Annotated in this window: 16 protein-coding genes; 8 read left to right on the top strand and 8 right to left on the bottom strand. The window is 47.3% G+C overall.

The window, feature by feature from the left end; genetic code table 11:
- Positions 1-14: 14 nt before the first annotated feature.
- The 7 genes from DXT99_RS12005 to DXT99_RS11975 all read right to left on the bottom strand — a co-directional run bounded on the left by DXT99_RS12005 (position 15) and on the right by DXT99_RS11975 (position 4,059).
- Positions 15-431, bottom strand: coding sequence for a c-type cytochrome (locus tag DXT99_RS12005; RefSeq protein WP_115565794.1), 417 nt, complete (start codon positions 429-431; stop codon positions 15-17).
- Positions 418-1,107 (bottom strand): SCO family protein, encoded by a 690-nt coding sequence (locus DXT99_RS12000; RefSeq protein WP_115565793.1) that lies wholly within the window; start codon positions 1,105-1,107, stop codon positions 418-420. Before DXT99_RS12000 ends, DXT99_RS12005 begins: the two co-directional genes overlap by 14 nt.
- A complete protein-coding gene (locus DXT99_RS11995; protein WP_246000676.1) occupies positions 1,091-1,528 on the bottom strand; it encodes a hypothetical protein in 438 nt (145 codons plus the stop codon). The genes DXT99_RS12000 and DXT99_RS11995 overlap by 17 nt, the downstream gene beginning before the upstream one ends.
- A gap of 261 nt (positions 1,529-1,789) precedes the next feature.
- Positions 1,790-2,221: a GNAT family N-acetyltransferase gene (locus tag DXT99_RS11990; RefSeq protein ID WP_115565792.1), complete on the bottom strand. Its 432-nt coding sequence runs from the start codon at positions 2,219-2,221 to the stop codon at positions 1,790-1,792.
- Between the two features lie 19 nt (positions 2,222-2,240).
- Positions 2,241-2,747, bottom strand: a complete 507-nt coding sequence (locus DXT99_RS11985) for a hypothetical protein (RefSeq protein ID WP_115565791.1) — start codon at positions 2,745-2,747, stop codon at positions 2,241-2,243.
- Positions 2,748-2,964: 217 nt separating this feature from the next.
- Positions 2,965-3,390 carry a DUF2267 domain-containing protein gene (locus tag DXT99_RS11980; RefSeq protein WP_246000674.1) on the bottom strand — a complete coding sequence of 142 codons (426 nt, stop codon included), beginning with the start codon at positions 3,388-3,390 and terminating at the stop codon, positions 2,965-2,967.
- A gap of 339 nt (positions 3,391-3,729) precedes the next feature.
- Positions 3,730-4,059 (bottom strand): DMT family protein, encoded by a 330-nt coding sequence (locus DXT99_RS11975; RefSeq protein ID WP_115565790.1) that lies wholly within the window; start codon positions 4,057-4,059, stop codon positions 3,730-3,732.
- Between the two features lie 164 nt (positions 4,060-4,223).
- On the opposite strand from DXT99_RS11975, the gene DXT99_RS11970 reads away from it, so the two are divergent.
- From DXT99_RS11970 to DXT99_RS11955, 4 genes are all read left to right on the top strand, one after another.
- Complete coding sequence (locus DXT99_RS11970; RefSeq protein WP_181885107.1) at positions 4,224-4,862, top strand: SIMPL domain-containing protein; 639 nt, start codon at positions 4,224-4,226, stop codon at positions 4,860-4,862.
- Between the two features lie 284 nt (positions 4,863-5,146).
- On the top strand, positions 5,147-7,105 hold the full coding sequence (gene gyrB, locus DXT99_RS11965) for a DNA topoisomerase (ATP-hydrolyzing) subunit B (RefSeq protein WP_115565788.1): 1,959 nt from the start codon (positions 5,147-5,149) through the stop codon (positions 7,103-7,105).
- A 256-nt stretch (positions 7,106-7,361) separates the two neighbouring features.
- Positions 7,362-8,306: an NADP-dependent oxidoreductase gene (locus DXT99_RS11960; protein ID WP_115565787.1), complete on the top strand. Its 945-nt coding sequence runs from the start codon at positions 7,362-7,364 to the stop codon at positions 8,304-8,306.
- Positions 8,307-8,562: 256 nt separating this feature from the next.
- Entirely contained in the window at positions 8,563-9,411 is an 849-nt protein-coding gene (locus tag DXT99_RS11955; protein WP_115565786.1) for a class I SAM-dependent methyltransferase, read from the top strand.
- A gap of 191 nt (positions 9,412-9,602) precedes the next feature.
- On the opposite strand, the gene DXT99_RS11950 is transcribed toward DXT99_RS11955, so the two are convergent.
- Complete coding sequence (locus tag DXT99_RS11950) at positions 9,603-10,478, bottom strand: AraC family transcriptional regulator (RefSeq protein WP_115565785.1); 876 nt, start codon at positions 10,476-10,478, stop codon at positions 9,603-9,605.
- 612 nt (positions 10,479-11,090) lie between these two features.
- Between DXT99_RS11950 and DXT99_RS11945 the strand changes: the two genes are divergently transcribed.
- The 4 genes from DXT99_RS11945 (at position 11,091) to DXT99_RS11930 (ending at position 16,875) form a co-directional block, all read left to right on the top strand.
- Positions 11,091-12,257 carry a glycoside hydrolase family 26 protein gene (locus tag DXT99_RS11945; protein ID WP_115565784.1) on the top strand — a complete coding sequence of 389 codons (1,167 nt, stop codon included), beginning with the start codon at positions 11,091-11,093 and terminating at the stop codon, positions 12,255-12,257.
- 113 nt (positions 12,258-12,370) lie between these two features.
- Positions 12,371-14,242, top strand: coding sequence for a sodium:solute symporter family protein (locus tag DXT99_RS11940; protein ID WP_115565783.1), 1,872 nt, complete (start codon positions 12,371-12,373; stop codon positions 14,240-14,242).
- 180 nt (positions 14,243-14,422) lie between these two features.
- On the top strand, positions 14,423-15,631 hold the full coding sequence (locus DXT99_RS11935; protein ID WP_115565782.1) for a glycoside hydrolase family 130 protein: 1,209 nt from the start codon (positions 14,423-14,425) through the stop codon (positions 15,629-15,631).
- 11 nt (positions 15,632-15,642) lie between these two features.
- Complete coding sequence (locus DXT99_RS11930; RefSeq protein WP_115565781.1) at positions 15,643-16,875, top strand: AGE family epimerase/isomerase; 1,233 nt, start codon at positions 15,643-15,645, stop codon at positions 16,873-16,875.
- Positions 16,876-17,424 lie beyond the last annotated feature (549 nt).

Genomic DNA, 17,424 nt, shown 5'->3' with positions numbered 1-17,424 from the left:
GCCCGGAATACCCGTCAATGCTGGTGCGGCGGGCAGGACTCCAGCAGTTGGTCTACTTCCTGCAAAGTATAGCGCTCGTTGTTGTTGCCGAAGTTGGTCTGGATGTAGTTGAGCAGGTTCGTGATTTTATCGGTGCGCATGGTCTCCAGGCCGGACATTGGCCGGTCATATTCCTGGCCGTTAACCAATATAGGACCTTCTAGGCCGTGGCGGATGAGGCAGGGCAACTCCTCCCTATGCTTTTGTAAATAATCAGCACTTGCAATGGGTGGTATAAGATTACGGAGGCCGCTGCCGTCTTCCATGTGGCAGCTCTGGCAGTTCGCCTCATACAGGCGCTGCCCTTCGTTTTGTTTTTCGGTAAAGCACTGTGTAAGGGTGGTGAGGGCTAAGATACCCGTCACCACCGCTATGCCTTTAGTTTTGCGCATGCTGTTGTTCGTTCAGCAGTACCGGAATATCCTGTAGCAGCTGGTCTACAGAAGCTTCTTCCGTACCATCGTACACGCCCCGTATACGGCGCTGTTCATCCACCAGTATGAAATGGCCACCATGGGTAAAACCACCACCGGCGGCGTCACCATCTTCCTGCACTGCCACAAGGTATTTAGAGGCGATGTCATATATGCTGTCTTTCTCACCCGTCAGGAAATGCCATGTATTGGATTGCACGCCCAGGCGGTCAGCATAATCCTTCAGTACGGCTACGGTGTCGTGCTGCGGATCGATGGAGTGGGAGAGTAGCAGCACATCCGGGTTACCTTTAAATTCCTCGTAAACGCGTAGCATCTGGCTCTTCATTTTAGGACAGATGGAAGGGCAGGAGGTAAAGAAGAAGTCAGTAACATATATTTTGCCCGATACCGTTTCCTGCGTAACCCGCTGGCTGTCCTGATTAACGAAAGCAAAATCGGGAACCTGGTGGTAAAGCGTGTCCACCTCTAACTGGCCGTTTACTTCCCGCTCCACAGCCTCCCGCTCACCCAGGATGGGCAGCGATTGGTTACGGGCTCCACTCTCGCTGCAACTGTAAAAAAAGCCAGCTGAAAGGGCTATAGCGGCAGTGATTATACTTTTTTTAAAATGGAATTTATTTCTGTTGCTCATATTGCTGGTGTGTTTGCCGGGCAGCCTCTATGGTGCTGTCCATTATTGTTTGTACACGTTCAATTTTCTGCAATTCCTGCTGCAGGTAATTCATCGCCTGCTCGTGCTGCAGGGTGTCCGGGGCACTGTAATTCCGCATCCAGACCATCATCACTTCATCCGCCTGGTTCAGCTCGTCTATCTGCTGCTGAAGTGCCTGCAGGGTGGCCGTGTCAGCCTGTTGTGCTGCCAAGGTATCGCGGAGGCTTCGGAAATTACGACGCAGTTTATAAATGTCACCCATTTTAGCCATAGCATCATCGTGTATGACCATCACGTTTGCCTCCAGTTCCTCCTGCTGTGTTGCCTCAGCAGGACCTGTATTGCAACCCATAAGCAGCAGGAACGGCATTACGATGAGTATAAGGTGTTTCATCATCATTCGCTTCAGGTATAAAAGGATTTAGAAGGCAAAAAGGTTTAGTTTTCGTGTAATAAGAGCGGCTTGTTTTCGCCTGCTTTTGAATGTTGTCATTTACCCACCTGTTGCGGGCAAGGAGACGGTGCAAACTGTTCTTTTTTAAAGTGCAAAGGTATGGTTGCATGCTGGCAAGAACAAGCTTAGTTTGCTGTGTTTATAAAGGATAATGAAAGAGAGGAATACTGCCGTATATTTTTGAAGTGCTTTCGACAGCACTATTTGCTATAATTTCAGGTCATAAACCTTTTGCTCTTTGTTTTCTTCAAACCCGAACTTCTGATAAAACTGGTGTGTTTCGAGCCTGGTTGTATTTGTTCTTACCCTGATTTTACTGACAGGCTGTTGTGCGCTCCAAACCATCACCTGCTGAACCAGTTTTCTGCCAACTCCGGTTCCTCTGGCATTTACGTCTACCACCAGGCCACCAATCTCCACAAAAGGTTCTGATTCCAGGCGGATGGCGCAAAAGGCTTGAACCCAGCCAATCACCTCTCCTGAAGCCTCGGCAACAAAGGCACAATGCGTCTTGTCCGCAGTAATGGCGTGTATCCTTTCTGCTGTCGCTTCAACAGTAGGCGTATAGCCCAACTGCCAGGCGAGGTTGTTTATAGCGGTGGCATCTTCTGATGCTGCTTTCCTGATGGTAACATGCATGCGCTGCTCTTCATAAAGTTTACAGCCTGTCCTCCACTTTTAAGTGAAGGATTTTAGCTAAGGCTTGTGCGTCCTGCAAGGCCTCCTTTTTGTTCTCCGTTTTAATTACGTAATCAGGAGTGGCAGCATAAGAGAAGAGGGCAATGGTATAAACTGTGCTTGTGTGCCGCATCGTCGGGGAGATGCCATTGGGAGTGTTTCGGGAGCTGACATTGTTAGAGGTGAAACGGAGCCTTTTCAGGTCTGGTAATTTTTCCCAGTCTCCTGTTCTATAGCCCAACAGGGAGGTGTACTCTCTTATTCTTCCTCTTTCCGGGTCTACCTGGGTGCCGTAAAAGGTGAACCGAAGACACAAGCCTAGCAGTAAAGCAGCAGCACCTATCAGCAGTGTTTTAATGGAGGAGTTTTCCTGCTTTATAAACAAGGGGCTGAGCCAGATGATGAGCGCAATCGCTACAAACAAAAACCAGAAGCTGCTTGCCCCACCAAAGACATAGCCGGTCTTTCTATCGTACCCGTTTTCCATTCTTTGTGCCGGATGCTGCTTTTAGACGACTGCAGCAAACTGTAGTAATTTTACTTAAATAAGTTGAGTACTACAACTATGAAAGGATGTTAAATGCTGCTAACGCCAATCTATCTGACCCCAATAGTTTTAAATTGAACCAGAATACTGCTGCACAATAAAAAAGGTCTGGCGCTAGCCAGACCTCTAAGGTGTCTCTTGGTTTGTTTTGCTGTGTTTAGGCTGGTACGGTAATTTCTGAGTGCAGCGCCTGTGCTACCTGCTCGTACTGGCCTTCTGAAATGTGGTCGCGCAGGAAAGCCATTACATCATGATAGGCATAGTAGGCGTGGTCCAGTGTTGGGAAATCTGCCTCTTCTGCGCCAGCATCTTTGCTGCGGATAAATTCAAGCCACTCGTCTTCGTGGCGTATACGCACGGGCTCGTGTAAGGTGAAGCCGTGGAAGTAAATCCCCTTCCAGATAATAGGCAGCTGTGCTGCTAAATGGATGGCCTCACCAGTCGGAATGCGGTCGCGGATAGCGTGCAGCACCGAGCGGAAGATTCTTCCTGCTTTCACTTCATCGTCTATACCCAGGTAAGAGCATAGCTCATGGAGCCACGTCTTCGAGTCCTTTACATAATCATCAAAATTCATTGCCATAGTTTTACCTCCTTTTTTTATGTTAAACATGTGTCAGCGCCTGTTTAACCTTTATTTATTAGGCTACAAAGGAGTGCTTTTAAAAGCTGCTTTCTGCTGTTTTTTGCTTTTAATCAGGGGGATATACCTGAAATTTCGCCTCTTCAGAATACAGCACTATCCCTTTTCGCCATCAAAATAAAAAATAAACATGCTCTTAAAATTAACGTGAGCAACATAAGAGGGTTTTAATGCTATGGCAAATTGAAGAGGAAAAGCATTTCCTGACCAAGAGATATGCGGTTACCTACCGGGTGTATCTTCTTTGGCAACTTAACAAAGTACTTGATAAGCCACGTCTTACCACTTCTTAAACACAAAGAACACGGCAGCTAAAATGAGGAGGAAACCCACCAGGTAGTTCCACTTCAGGTCCTCGCGCAGGTACAGTACTGAGAAGCCGATGAACACTACCAGGGTGATAACTTCCTGTATGGTTTTGAGTTGAAAGGCGGTGAACTGGCCATGCCCGATACGGTTGGCGGGCACCTGAAAGCAGTATTCAAAAAAGGCAATCAGCCAGCTGATGAGAATCACCTTCCAAAGCGACACCTCTTTGAAGCGAAGGTGCCCATACCAGGCAAAGGTCATGAAGATGTTGGAAATGAGCAGCAGGATAATCGTTCGCATCGCACTAGGTTAAAGCTGCAAATCTGATGAATTTATTCAATGGTAGTATGTGTGCGGCGGTCATTTTTTCTTTTGTTCCGCTTTTCCCAGGTGAAGGCTGCTGCCGTGATATATTGGCATAATTCTCGATATTTAAAAAGTATATATACAAACCCTATATGACTATGAAAAACGTATGTGTGTGGGTGCTGGCGATGCTAGCTGGCTTTGGCACCCTAAGCAGTTGCCAGGTGCATGATGAGGCACAGGAGGATTACCTTGAAGTAATCGGGGAGCATGAACGAAGCATGCCCGATGCAGGTTACCGCCTCAACCTGTCCTACAACGGCCCGATGGGCATGCGCGACAAGTTTATGGAATGGGCCGACTCCCTGCAAAAGCAAGTGCCGAACATGGTGCTCACGAGCGAAAACATTTACATCCATCATATGCCAGAGCAGATGGGGCAGGAGAAAATCAGGCCTGAGATGTACCAGACCAGCGTTTCCTATAACATAACCGTAGCAGACAGTGCCATGTACGGGCGCATTATGCAGGATGTGCTGCGCCATAACTTTCCGTTCAGCGTGAACGTGTCAGGCACAGTTTTAGACCCGGACAAGCGCCAGCAGGTGCAGCAGGAGTTGATGCAGCAAGCGCTCGACAACGCGAAAGCAAAGCTTAACTTCCTGAGCAATGGAGAAGATAGCTACAGGATAGTAGGAGTGGAAGAGTTGGATAACACGGTGCCTTATGGTCCGGAATATAACGACTTTAACCGCCGTATGGTAGCACGGCTAAAGGTAAAGGCCCGGTTGCAATAGTAACTTCCTGCCTGTAGCAGTATCCTGTATAAGATTTTCCTGTTTCTATAGCAACTAAAGGTGACCTGCAGGATCAGGTTGCCTTTTGTGTTTTTCAGGGATGTGTGCATGCCGTGGAGGCACTATTCAGAGGCTTTTCTTGTTCATATAGAAGCGTTTATACCTGTTAGATCAGGGGAGGGTGAGTGGAAGGGTTTTTAAGCTGCCTGTAAGCTCTCTAAAAGTATAGTATAAACGAAATAAAAGTAGTAATTTTACCTAATCAATTTTTCTGATAACACACCATGAGTGACGTAAAAGAAATAGCAAAAGCTAACAACTATTCAGCCAATAGCATTCAGGTACTGGAGGGACTCGAGGCGGTGCGGAAGCGTCCGGCCATGTACATCGGCGATATCGGTATAAAAGGCCTTCACCACCTGGTATGGGAGGTAGTAGACAACTCTATTGACGAAGCTCTTGCCGGCCATTGCGACGAAATATCTGTCACTATAAACGAAGACAACTCCATCACGGTGTCCGACAACGGGCGCGGTATTCCAACAGACTTCCACACCAAAGAAGGCCGCTCGGCCCTGGAAGTGGTGATGACGGTACTGCACGCTGGTGGTAAGTTCGACAAAGACACTTACAAAGTATCCGGTGGTTTGCACGGGGTGGGGGTATCCTGCGTTAACGCACTTTCAACTGACCTGCATGTAACGGTGCACCGCGACGGCAAAATCTACGAGCAGCACTACAACATTGGTGTGCCTGCTTTCCCGGTGCGTGAAATAGGCGAAACTGAGAAGACCGGGACAACCGTTCGCTTTCAGCCAGACGCCTCTATTTTCACTACCACCGAATATAAATACGACACCATCGCAGGTCGTTTGCGCGAGCTGTCTTTCCTGAACAAGGGCATTCGCATTAACCTGACAGACCTGCGGGAGATGAACGATCAGGGAGAGCCTTTGTTCGTATCCTTCCTCTCAGAAGGCGGTTTGAAGGAATTTGTGGCTTATCTTGATGAGACGCGCGAAAACCTGATCCCGGAGCCGATTCACGTAGAAAGCGAGAAGAACGGTGTGCCAGTGGAAATTGCCCTGCAGTATAATACCTCGTACGCCGAGAATATTTTCTCCTATGTGAACAACATCAACACCATAGAGGGCGGTACGCACGTGGCTGGTTTCCGCCGTGCCCTTACCCGCACCCTGAAATCTTATGCCGACAAGTCCGGTATGCTGGACAAGGTGAAGATTGAAATTGCAGGTGATGACTTCCGCGAAGGGCTTACTGCCGTTATCTCGGTAAAGGTGCAGGAGCCCCAGTTTGAAGGTCAGACAAAAACAAAACTTGGTAACTCTGAGGTTTCCGGCGCCGTGGATACGGCTGTAGGCGAAATGCTGACCCAGTACCTGGAGGAGAATCCGAGGGAAGCCCGCATTATTGTACAGAAGGTGATACTGGCGGCGCAGGCCCGTTTTGCAGCCCGTAAGGCGCGTGAGATGGTGCAGCGCAAGAGCGTACTCTCCAGCACCAGCCTGCCAGGTAAACTAGCAGACTGCTCTGATAGCAACCCTGAAAACTGTGAGATATACCTGGTGGAGGGTGACTCAGCGGGTGGTTCTGCTAAGCAGGGTCGTAACCGTAAGTTCCAGGCTATACTGCCGCTGCGGGGTAAAATCCTGAACGTGGAGAAAGCGCAGGAGCACCGTATCTATGAAAACGAGGAAATAAAGAACATGATCACGGCCCTTGGTGTGAGCTTCGGAACAAAAGAAGACGACAAGGCCCTGAACATGGAGAAACTACGCTACCACCGCGTTATCATCATGACGGATGCGGACGTGGACGGTTCTCACATCCGTACACTCATCCTGACCTTCTTCTTCCGTTATATGAAGGAACTCATTGAGAACGGTTACATTTACATAGCACTACCGCCGCTTTACCTTGTGAAGAAAGGCAAGGAGGAGCGTTACTGCTGGAGTGAGCAGGACCGTGTAAACGCCATACAGGAACTGGGCAAAGGCCGTGAAGAAAGTGTGGGTGTGCAGCGTTACAAAGGTTTGGGTGAGATGAACCCGGAGCAGCTCTGGAACACCACCATGGACCCTGACCACCGTAGCTTAAAGCAGGTGTCCATTGATTCTGCCGCTGAGGCCGACCACCTGTTCTCGATGCTGATGGGTGATGAAGTTGGGCCACGCCGCGACTTTATCGAGCGCAATGCCAAGTATGCCCGTGTAGACGTGTAGTTCAGTTTTCAAATAACCATATCCGGCAGCGGCTATATCTTCAAAAGGTATAGCCGCTGCTGCTTTATAGCGTCTCATCAACACCTGTTCCTGTATCTACCAGTAAGATTCTCTCCAGTTAAAGATGCAGCTCATATTTCATCTTGCTAACACACAGGTATTTTTACTTCTGTTTTCATGCGTCAGTTATCATAACCTTTTGCAGGGGCTTAAGTTGAATAAAGAAGGATAGAATATGAACCTTAATTAAAAGCCTATGAAAGCAATCGTTCTAAACAACCCAGGAGGAGTAGAGAACCTGCAACTGCAGGAAGTAGAGAAGCCCAGACCGTTCAAAAACGAGGTACTGGTGAAGGTACACGCCGTTAGCGTAAACCCTGTTGATACGAAGACACGTGAGGGAAAGTCGCTTTATGACAAGCTGAAAGAAGATTCTCCGGTAATTTTAGGCTGGGATATTTCAGGAGTAGTGGAAGCTGTTGGCGACGATGTAACCTATTTTAAAGAAGGTGATGAGGTATTCGGGATGGTAAATTTCCCGGGCCATGGAAAAGCCTATGCAGAGTATGTGGCGGCACCCGAAACACACCTTGCGCACAAACCCGCCAATATTCCGCACCATGAGGCTGCCACCGCCACGTTGGCAGCGCTTACTGCCTGGCAGGTGCTGGTGCATGAAGCTGGTATAAAAGCAGGCCAGCGTGTGCTTATACATGCAGCAGCTGGCGGAGTAGGTCATTTTGCGGTGCAGATAGCGAAATACTTTAGAGCCACAGTCATTGGCACAGCCTCAGCTGAAAACCACGATTTTATCAGAAACATGGGTGCCGACGAGCAGGTTGACTATCACAAGTTTAATGTAGAAGACGTCGTGATGGATGCAGATATTGTACTCGATTCGCTGGGAGAGGAAAATACCCGCCGTTCGCTTGCAACCCTCAAAGAGGGTGGTAAGATTATTTCTATACTAGGTGGGGCAAAGGAAACTGTGCAGGCAGACGCAAAAAAGCGAAATATAGAGGCAAAGAATTACCTGGTGCACTCCAGCGGAGAGGATCAGGAGCAGATAGCCGAACTGATGCGGCAAGGCCATCTGAGGCCACACGTGTCGCATGTGTATGAGCTAAAGGACATGGCCGAGGCGCACAAGCAGGTGGAAACACGTAAAACGAATGGTAAAGTAGTGGTGAATGTAGTATAGAAGCAAGTGCCCCTAAACATCCCAAAGCAAGCATGTGTGTGTCATCGCACATGCTTGCTTTCGTTTTAAGCGTTCTTGTTCACTCTTTTGCCAGAAATGGCGCAGGGTAAAAGCTCGGGTACGTTCTGGTGATCCTGCACATAGATTGTATACTTCCTGCTTTTCCGGACAAGATGCTGGCACAATTAACTATATTTAGTAGCAGGATGATTTTTTGTCATCCCTCTGCCGCTACTGTTGAACCATTAGAAAAAGGATGAGATTTGAAGATAACCCAATGAGCATCAAGTATTATGTAAAAAAATACTTACATAAAAACGCTGCTTTCTATAAAGGAAAAACCGTGATTGATTTCCCTGCGGGAAACGGAATAACATCGAGAATTCTGAGAGAAATTGGAGCTAACCCCATACCAATGGATTTGTTTCCTGAATACTTTAAGATTGAAGGGATCGAATGTTCAAGAGCCAATATACGTGACGGGCTCCCGGTGGAGAATAAAACCGCTGATGCATTAATTTGCCAGGAAGGAATCGAGCATTTCAGTGACCAGTTTAGTGCATTAAAGGAGTTCAACAGGGTCCTGAAAATGAATGGGGTTCTGCTGATTACTACACCTAACTACTCCAATCTGCGGTCGAAGTTAAGTTACCTGCTATCAGAGAGTGAGCGGTTTATCTCTACCATGCCCCCCAATGAACTTGACAGCATTTGGGTCTCAAAGCAGGAGATAACAGATGATATATATTTTGGACATATATTCCTGATTGGCGTTCAAAAGCTAAGAGTCTTAGCGAAACTGTCGGGGTTTCGTATCAAGAAATTCCATTTTACCCGTGTAAAGACCACCTCCTTACTGTTGTTTCCGCTTTTCTACCCATTTATTTTATTGTCGAACTGGATCACTTATAAAAAGAGCCTGAGGAAAAACAAGGAGTTTGACACAGCGACAAAGAAGAAAGTGTATGGAGAGATTTTCAGACTGTCGATAGACCCTAAAATTCTGATAGGAGGCACCTTGATGGTTGAATTCATAAAAGACCAGGACTACGATCAGGTAAGTCAGCAACTGAGAAGCAGGCATCAGGAGTTCGGAATAACATGAGTTGATTTTTGCACACACTGCCTGTAGGCAAGGGGAGGAAAGCCCTGGCTTTTTCAAAGTCAGCACCAAATTGTTCCTGCTGTAGCCCAGCATCAAACCAGCAATGATGGCCTGAATCCGTGTTGCTGTTGCTTTTCCTGTCTCATTTTATTAGAACCTGGTGTCCTGATACGCTTGTCGCTTTACATGATTTAGATAATTACGCAGGAACTGGAGTAGTTTTGTCTGAACTCTTTCGGGGTACTTCCTTTTTCCCGTTTAAATACCCTGTTAAAGTAGGAGAGGTTGTTGAAGCCGCACTTATAAGAGATTTCTGAAATGGTTTCAGTCGTGTCTATCAGCATGCGGGAGGCGTGGCCAAGGCGTATTTCGTTCAAGCTTTCCACAAAGGTTTTACCGGTACGTTTCTTTATGAAACGGCTGAAAGATACCTCCGGCATGTTCACAACTTTAGATATATCCGCCAGCGTAATGTCTTTATCATAATAAGTCTGCATATACTCAAAAGCTTTCTCTATTCTCCTGCTGTAGTAACTGAACTGCTCTGAAGTAAAAGTGCTGTTCGACAGCGTACGCATGTTGCGGGAGTTAGACAAGTCGTGCAGAATAGAGATTAGCTCCAGCACAGAATCGAAGCCGCTCTTTTTTGCCAGTTGCTCCAATCGGGGTTTGAAAGCCTCTTTTGTTTCCTGCGAAAAAGATATTCCCTTAGACGAGCGTTCCAGTAACGTACGGATAAAACTTAACTGATTGCGCCTCAGGAATTTTTCATCAAACAAGTCACGGTGAAACTGAATCGTAATTTCGTTGATGTTTTCACTCTGGCATTGATGGGTAAACCAACCATGGGGCAGATTGCTGCCTACCAAGACCAACTCAAGGTCGTCGATTACTTCAATACTGTCTCCAACAACTCGCTGGGCTCCGGCGGCATTCGAGATCAGGTTCAACTCATATTCCTCGTGGTAGTGTAAGGGGAATTTGAACTCCTTTTTCTTTCTGGAGAATACAGTAAAGCAGTCGTTTTGGGTAAGTGGGGTAATTTCCCTGTAAGCAGCGGTTGTCATGGTTTTTGAAAGTTTTTATTATACAGCTTAAAGTGATTATGTTATACTGCTTATGTTGATAAAACAAGGCAAAAAAGTATTAGTACGTTTTCCTTGTTTATTCCGGCTTTCAGGTACCCAGAACCAAACATAAAGCGGTACTCCAGATCATTCTGTTGATGCCGTTTAAAAGCTTATTACTTTAAAAATATATCTTATTCAATCGTTTTGAACCTGTTTTAATTAAAGTTGGCTTAAGCAATCAAAGAGTTTATACAGCTTTTATGCTTGTGCTAAAGAACATTCTAGCCAGATATAGAAGCACAGAAATTACTTCAGGAAGTAATTTAGGCAAAGATTTGATAAAATTGTATTACAAAGCTGAGAAAAATATATTTAACTTTGTGAGCCTGGTGTCAAGTTACTGAGTGCTTACTTATTTCCAATAAATCTCGCCAAGTTTTATTTACAGAAAGTGTGTGGCTAGATGAGCTTTGGTATGGAATTTTGAAGAGTACTGATACATTATTTAGCAACAGGAAGTTCGCCAGAGGAATTAGGAGACCAACGTTTTAAGTAGACCCGGAGGATTATTTAGAAGTTGGAATAACAAATTTTATTAATCGATTATATATGTCCCGTATCGTTGTCGTTTGTTTGCTTGCGTCACTCTTCCTGCAAGTATCATGTACTCAGAGGCTGCAGGTAGCAGGTTCCCAGATTCGACCTGTAGATCCGGAGGCAACGCAGGAAACAAAAAATCTTTATGCCAATATGAAAAGACTCTCACAAGAGGGGACCATGTTTGGGCACCAGGATGATTTGGCCTATGGCATCGGGTGGGAGTATGAGGACGGGCGCTCTGATGTAAAGGAAACGGTGGGGGAGTATCCGGCTGTAGTAGGCTGGGACATTGGCCACCTGGAATTGGGCAATGTAGTAAACCTCGATAGCGTGCCTTTTGACAGGATGCGATCGTATGCGCAGCAGGTGTATGCGCAAGGCGGACTGAACACCTTTAGCTGGCACCTGAACAACCCTTTAGATCCTTCTAAAACCAGCTGGGATAGAATGGACTCTACCATTCAGCGCATGTTTAACGACCCGGTGGCACTGCGGCGCTATGACTCTTGGTTAGACAGGGTGGCCGATTTCATGGTAAGCCTGAAAGGACCGCAGGGAGAATTAATCCCGGTGGTTTTCCGCCCCCTGCACGAGCACACCGGCAGTTGGTTCTGGTGGGGACGCGAGCATGTTTCCCCTGAGGACTATAAGAAGATGTGGCGCTACACAATAGATTACCTGCGCAACAAAGGAGCCAATAACCTGCTGATAGCCTATTCCACTGATAGGTTTACATCTCGCGAAGATTACCTGGAGCGTTACCCCGGCGATGACTATGTAGATGTGTTGGGCTTCGACCTTTACCACCGCCCTCAAATTGACACGACGGTTGTTTCGCCGGATCCGGACACTGCTTACATCAGAGAAGCCCGCCGCATGGTGGAAACAGTGCGCCAGTTAGGGCAGGAGAAGGAGAAAGTATGGACGTTTAGTGAAACAGGCCTTGGCAACCTTCCGCTGGCGAACTGGTGGACGGGTGTTCTGCTCCCTGTAGTACAGGATGCAGGCCTTTCCTATGTGCTGGTGTGGCGCAACTTCGACCTGAATCATTTCTTTGCACCGTACCCAGGGCAGAAGAGTGCCGAAGACTTCAAAGCCTTCTATAACCACCCGGAAACTTTCTTTTTGCAGAAAGTGGCGTCAGAAAACATTTACAGTGATCCTCCCTCAAATTAAGAAATTCATGTTCCCGGCTATGAGAAGGCAGGACGTATGGGCACAGCCTTAGATTATTAGCCTTAGAAACACCTTATATAGTAGCATTAGATAACTCAGTTTAATATTATCAAATGAAATTAACCGCAATAGACGTCGGTATAGTTGCCCTATACCTGGTAGCCGTGGCAGTGATAGGCCTGGTGATGCAGCGCAGGGCGAGGGAAAACAAAAACGCCTACCTCTTAGGTGGTAACACGCTGCCATGGTATGCACTCGGGCTTTCCAACGCCTCCGGCATGTTTGACATCTCCGGTACCATGTGGATGGTGATGCTGGCCTTTGTCTATGGCCTGAAAAGTATATGGATTCCGTGGCTCTGGCCTTCATTTAACCAGGTTTTCCTGATGATGTTCCTGGCTGCCTGGTTGCGCCGGTCTAACGTAACCACCGGTGCCGAATGGATGCTGACCCGCTTCGGAAGAGGCAACTACGCCAATCAGTCCCATGGTATTGTCGTGGTTTTTGCCCTTATCAGTTGCCTCGGCTTCCTGGCCTACGGCTTTATCGGACTTGGTAAATTCGTGGAGATTTTCGTGCCATGGTCTTTCGTGCAGCCTTTCCTGCCGTTTGATCTGCCTCCTGAGTTTGTGCCGCACTTTTATGGTTTGATATTTACTTCCTTCGCAGTTTTTTACTCTATTCTGGGTGGTATGTCCAGTATTGTATGGGCCGACGTACTGCAGTTTGTGATCATGACAGTGGCTGCCGTCGTGATTGGCGTTATGGCGATGAATAACCTGGAAACAGCCACACTGAATGTGCCGGAAGCCTGGAAAACACCGTTTTTTGGCGCCACGCTTGACGACCTCAACTGGACGGGTATCATAGATGAGGTAAATGAGAAGATTCAGGCGGATGGGTATACGATGTTTGGTATATTTTTCTCCATGATGGTATTCAAGGGTATACTGGCCAGTATAGCCGGGCCAACACCGAACTACGACATGCAGAAGATTCTTTCTTCCCGCTCACCACAGGACGCCGCTAAAATGAGCGGTTTTGTGTCGCTGGTGCTGATTCCGACGCGCTACCTCATGATTATTGGCTTTTCGGTGCTGGCCTTGCTGAACTACGATCAGCTCAACCTGGATTCAGCCAGCGGTATTGACTTTGAAAGGATACTGCCGTCTGCCATTCAGAATTTTGCCCCTACCGGTGTCATGGGCCTGATACTGGCTGGCCTTCTTGCCGCTTTTATCGGCACGTTTGCCGGAACACTCAACGCAGCCCAGGCATACCTTGTAAATGACATCTATCTTAAGTATGTGAACCCGACGGCATCCAACGTGACGGTAACCCGCATGAATTATACCACCGGTGTGGTAGTAGTGCTGGTGAGTGTGGTGATTGGCTTCTTTGCGGAAGACGTAAACAGCTTGTTGCAGTGGATTGTGGCCGGCCTGTATGGCGGCTATATTTCAGCCAATGTGCTGAAGTGGTACTGGTGGCGCTTTAACAGCAGTGGCTTCTTCTGGGGTATGCTGGCAGGTATTGTGCCTGCGCTGATCTTCCCTTATATCTTCGACGGCCTTGATTTATACTATTTCCCGCTTCTGCTGGTGATATCCCTGGCAGGTAGCCTCATCGGTACTTTTACAGCACCTCCTACAGATGAAGAAACCCTGAAGATCTTCTACAGGAATGTACGTCCCTGGGGATTTTGGGGGCCGATAGCAGCGAAGGTGAAAGCGGAAAACCCGGAAGCCACCGAAAACAGGAACTTCAAGCTCGACGCCTTTAATGTGGTAATCGGGGTGCTGGGCCAGATGTGTTTAACAGTAATTCCGATATACCTTGTCATTGGCATGGAAACGGAAATGTACATAGCCCTTGGAATTCTGCTGGTAGTGTGTGTCATCCTGAAGAAAACATGGTGGGATAAACTGGATACGCACAATGCCGCCATTCCGAAATCTAAAAAGGAACCGCTTGTCACACATTAGTTCGCACTACAGAAAGCCACTTCTTTCTTGCTGTATCTAACAATCAGCAAGTCTATAGTGATAGCCCTGCAGCGGAGTTTCAGGCTAAGGAGCTTGAAATGCTGATACTTGTGTAAACCAGATTATTAAAATAAAGGGGATAGCCCCGGTAGATAGATTAAACAATAGCATAAATTTCCGATGAACACTGCATTTAAAGAAAGACTCAAACAATTAGAAAAAGCACATAAAAACCTGATTACGCGGCAGAACGAAAAGGAGTCGTTAGGCAATGGGGTTTATGAGCGCTATACGTTCCCCATCCTGACCGGGCAGCATGCCCCCCTTTTCTGGCGCTATGACCTGAACCCGGACACAAACCCTTACCTGATGGAGCGCATCGGAGTGAATGCCGCTTTCAATGCAGGTGCCATCAAGCTGAATGGTAAGTATCTGCTGGTGGTGCGTGTAGAAGGTGTGGATCGGAAGTCTTTCTTTGCTGTGGCGGAAAGTCCGAACGGCGTAGACAACTTCAAATTCTGGGACCGCCCCATATCCTTGCCGGAGACAGACGAGCCGGATGTAAACGTGTACGATATGCGCCTGACGCAGCACGAGGACGGCTGGATCTACGGCCTGTTCTGCACCGAGCGCAAAGATCCTAACGCACCGCAGGGAGATGAATCTGCTGCCAACGCACAATGCGGTATTGCCCGCACAAAAGATTTGGTGAAATGGGAGCGCCTGCCAGACCTGAAGACCAACTCGCCGCAACAACGCAACGTGGTGCTGCACCCGGAGTTCGTGGATAGAAAATACGCTTTATACACCCGCCCGCAGGATAGCTTTATCGAAGCAGGTACACGTGGTGGCATCGGCTGGGGACTGGTAGATTCAATGGAAAATGCCGTGGTGCCAGAGGAAATCATCATCGACGAAAAGCGTTATCATACGGTTTATGAAGTAAAGAACGGCCAGGGCCCTGCTCCGCTTAAAACAGAGAAAGGCTGGTTACACATGGCCCACGGTGTGCGCAATACAGCTGCTGGCCTTCGCTATGTGCTGTATGTGTTCGTGACAGACCTGCATGATGTGACGAAGGTAATACACAAACCTGCCGGTTACTTTATTGCACCGGAAGGAGAAGAGCGTGTAGGAGATGTGTCTAACGTTGTGTTTGCCAACGGTTGGATACTGGATGAGGATGGCACGGTGTTCATCTACTATGCCTCTTCTGATACCAGAATGCACGTGGCCACTTCCACTATTGACAGGTTGCTGGATTATGCCATCAACACACCGGAAGACCAGTTCCGCTCAGCTGCCTCTGTCAACCAAATAAATGAGCTTATCGACAAGAACCTGGCTTACCTGAAAGAGCAGGGGAAGGTATCGGAGGTGAATGTTTAAAGAATTGTTTGATGCATAAACACGAAGAAACGGAAGTCGAAAGAAAGCTGAAGTCTTACCGGCAAGAGGCAGAAGCTGAACTTGAAAATATACTGGCTTTCTGGATGCAGTATGCGCTGGATGAGGAGCAGGGCGGCTTTGTGGGGAAGATGGATAACAAAGGAAATAATGTGCAGGACGCTCCGAAGGGTGGCGTCCTGAATGCCCGTATCCTGTGGTCTTTCTCTGCAGCATACCACCATACAAAAAAGGAGGAATACCTGAAGATGGCGGATCGGGCATATGACTACCTGATGCAGCACTTCTGGGACGAAACCTATGGCGGCACCTACTGGTCTGTGGATGCAAAAGGAAAGCCTCTGAGTACGCGGAAGCAAATCTATGCCCTCGCTTTCGTGATATATGGCCTGAGTGAATATCACATGGCCACACAAAATCAGAAGGCTTTAGAAAGTGCCAGGGCACTGTTTTATTGGATTGAGAAGCATTCTTTCGATCCGGAGCAGGGTGGTTACTTCGAGGCTTTTAGCCGTGAAGGAGACTTGCTGGAAGATTTGCGCCTGAGTGAGAAAGATCGCAATGATCCGAAGACCATGAACACCCACCTGCACATATTAGAGGCTTACGCCAACCTGTACCGGGTGTGGCCGGACCAGCACCTGGGACTGCAGTTAGAGGCGCTGCTAGAGGTTTTCCTGCAGCACATTGTGGAAAAAGACGGCCATATGAAACTGTTCCTGACCAAAGACTGGAAACCTACCGCAGACCTTGTTTCCTTCGGGCATGACATTGAAGCCTCGTGGCTGCTGCAGGAAGCAGCCGAAGTATTAGGTAAAAAGGAACTGACGGATAAAGTGAAGGCTGTGGCTGTAGCAATGGCAAAGGCTACAGCCACAGCGCTGCAATCGGATGGCAGCCTCTACCATGAGCTGAACCGCGACGGGAATCACTACGACAAACACCGTGAGTGGTGGGTGAGTGCCGAGGCGATGGTGGGCTTCCTGAATGCGTATGAGGTGACAAACGATACTGTTTACCTGGGGCACTCCTGGAATGCCTGGCAATTCTCCAAAGCCCATCTTCTGGACAAGGCGCAGGGCGAGTGGTTCTGGGGCGTAAACGATGACTACAGCCTGATGGAAGCAGAAGATAAAATCGGTTTCTGGAAATGCCCCTATCACAACACCCGTGCCTGCCTGGAGGTGGTGCATCGCTGCGATAAATTAGCAGGCAATATGTATTAAGAGATAGCAGGCGATTTGCTGGAAATTAATGTGCAATTTTAATTGGCTTAGAAGAGCGGCTCAGGAATCAAATCCTGAGCCGCTCTTTTTTTATGCAAAGTGTTCAGCTGCAAGCCACTGAGTAAGTGACAACTTGACTTTATAACAAACTAATTGCTGTTTAGTAGAGTGTTTTGTAGAAGTTAGTTAATAATACGTAAAGTAAAGGTTAAAAAAGTATTAGTTTATTATGCGGGTAAATGCTTAAATTTGATTTCTATCAGCAGGTTGAGAAGATAAAATGTTTAGACATTATTAGTAAATATGCGGTTAAATGGCTGTTATATTATAAATAATGCAATAAATTAACTATAGGTACAGATCTTTGTTATATGATAGCTATGTTTTTTTAAAACCTCAAAAAAGCAAATTCATTGATGCGATTTTTTTTTGTGAAATGTGTGGTAAATTAGTGCTATATAATTAAAAAAATAATATCCTTAATTTATAATATGCTTACTAGCGCATAATTACTTGCTTTTTAAAAGAAAGAGTCTGGTACAGTAGTGG

The organism is Pontibacter diazotrophicus (assembly GCF_003367245.1).
Taxonomy (GTDB): domain Bacteria; phylum Bacteroidota; class Bacteroidia; order Cytophagales; family Hymenobacteraceae; genus Pontibacter; species Pontibacter diazotrophicus.
This window is presented reverse-complemented; position numbering and strand designations above follow the sequence as displayed.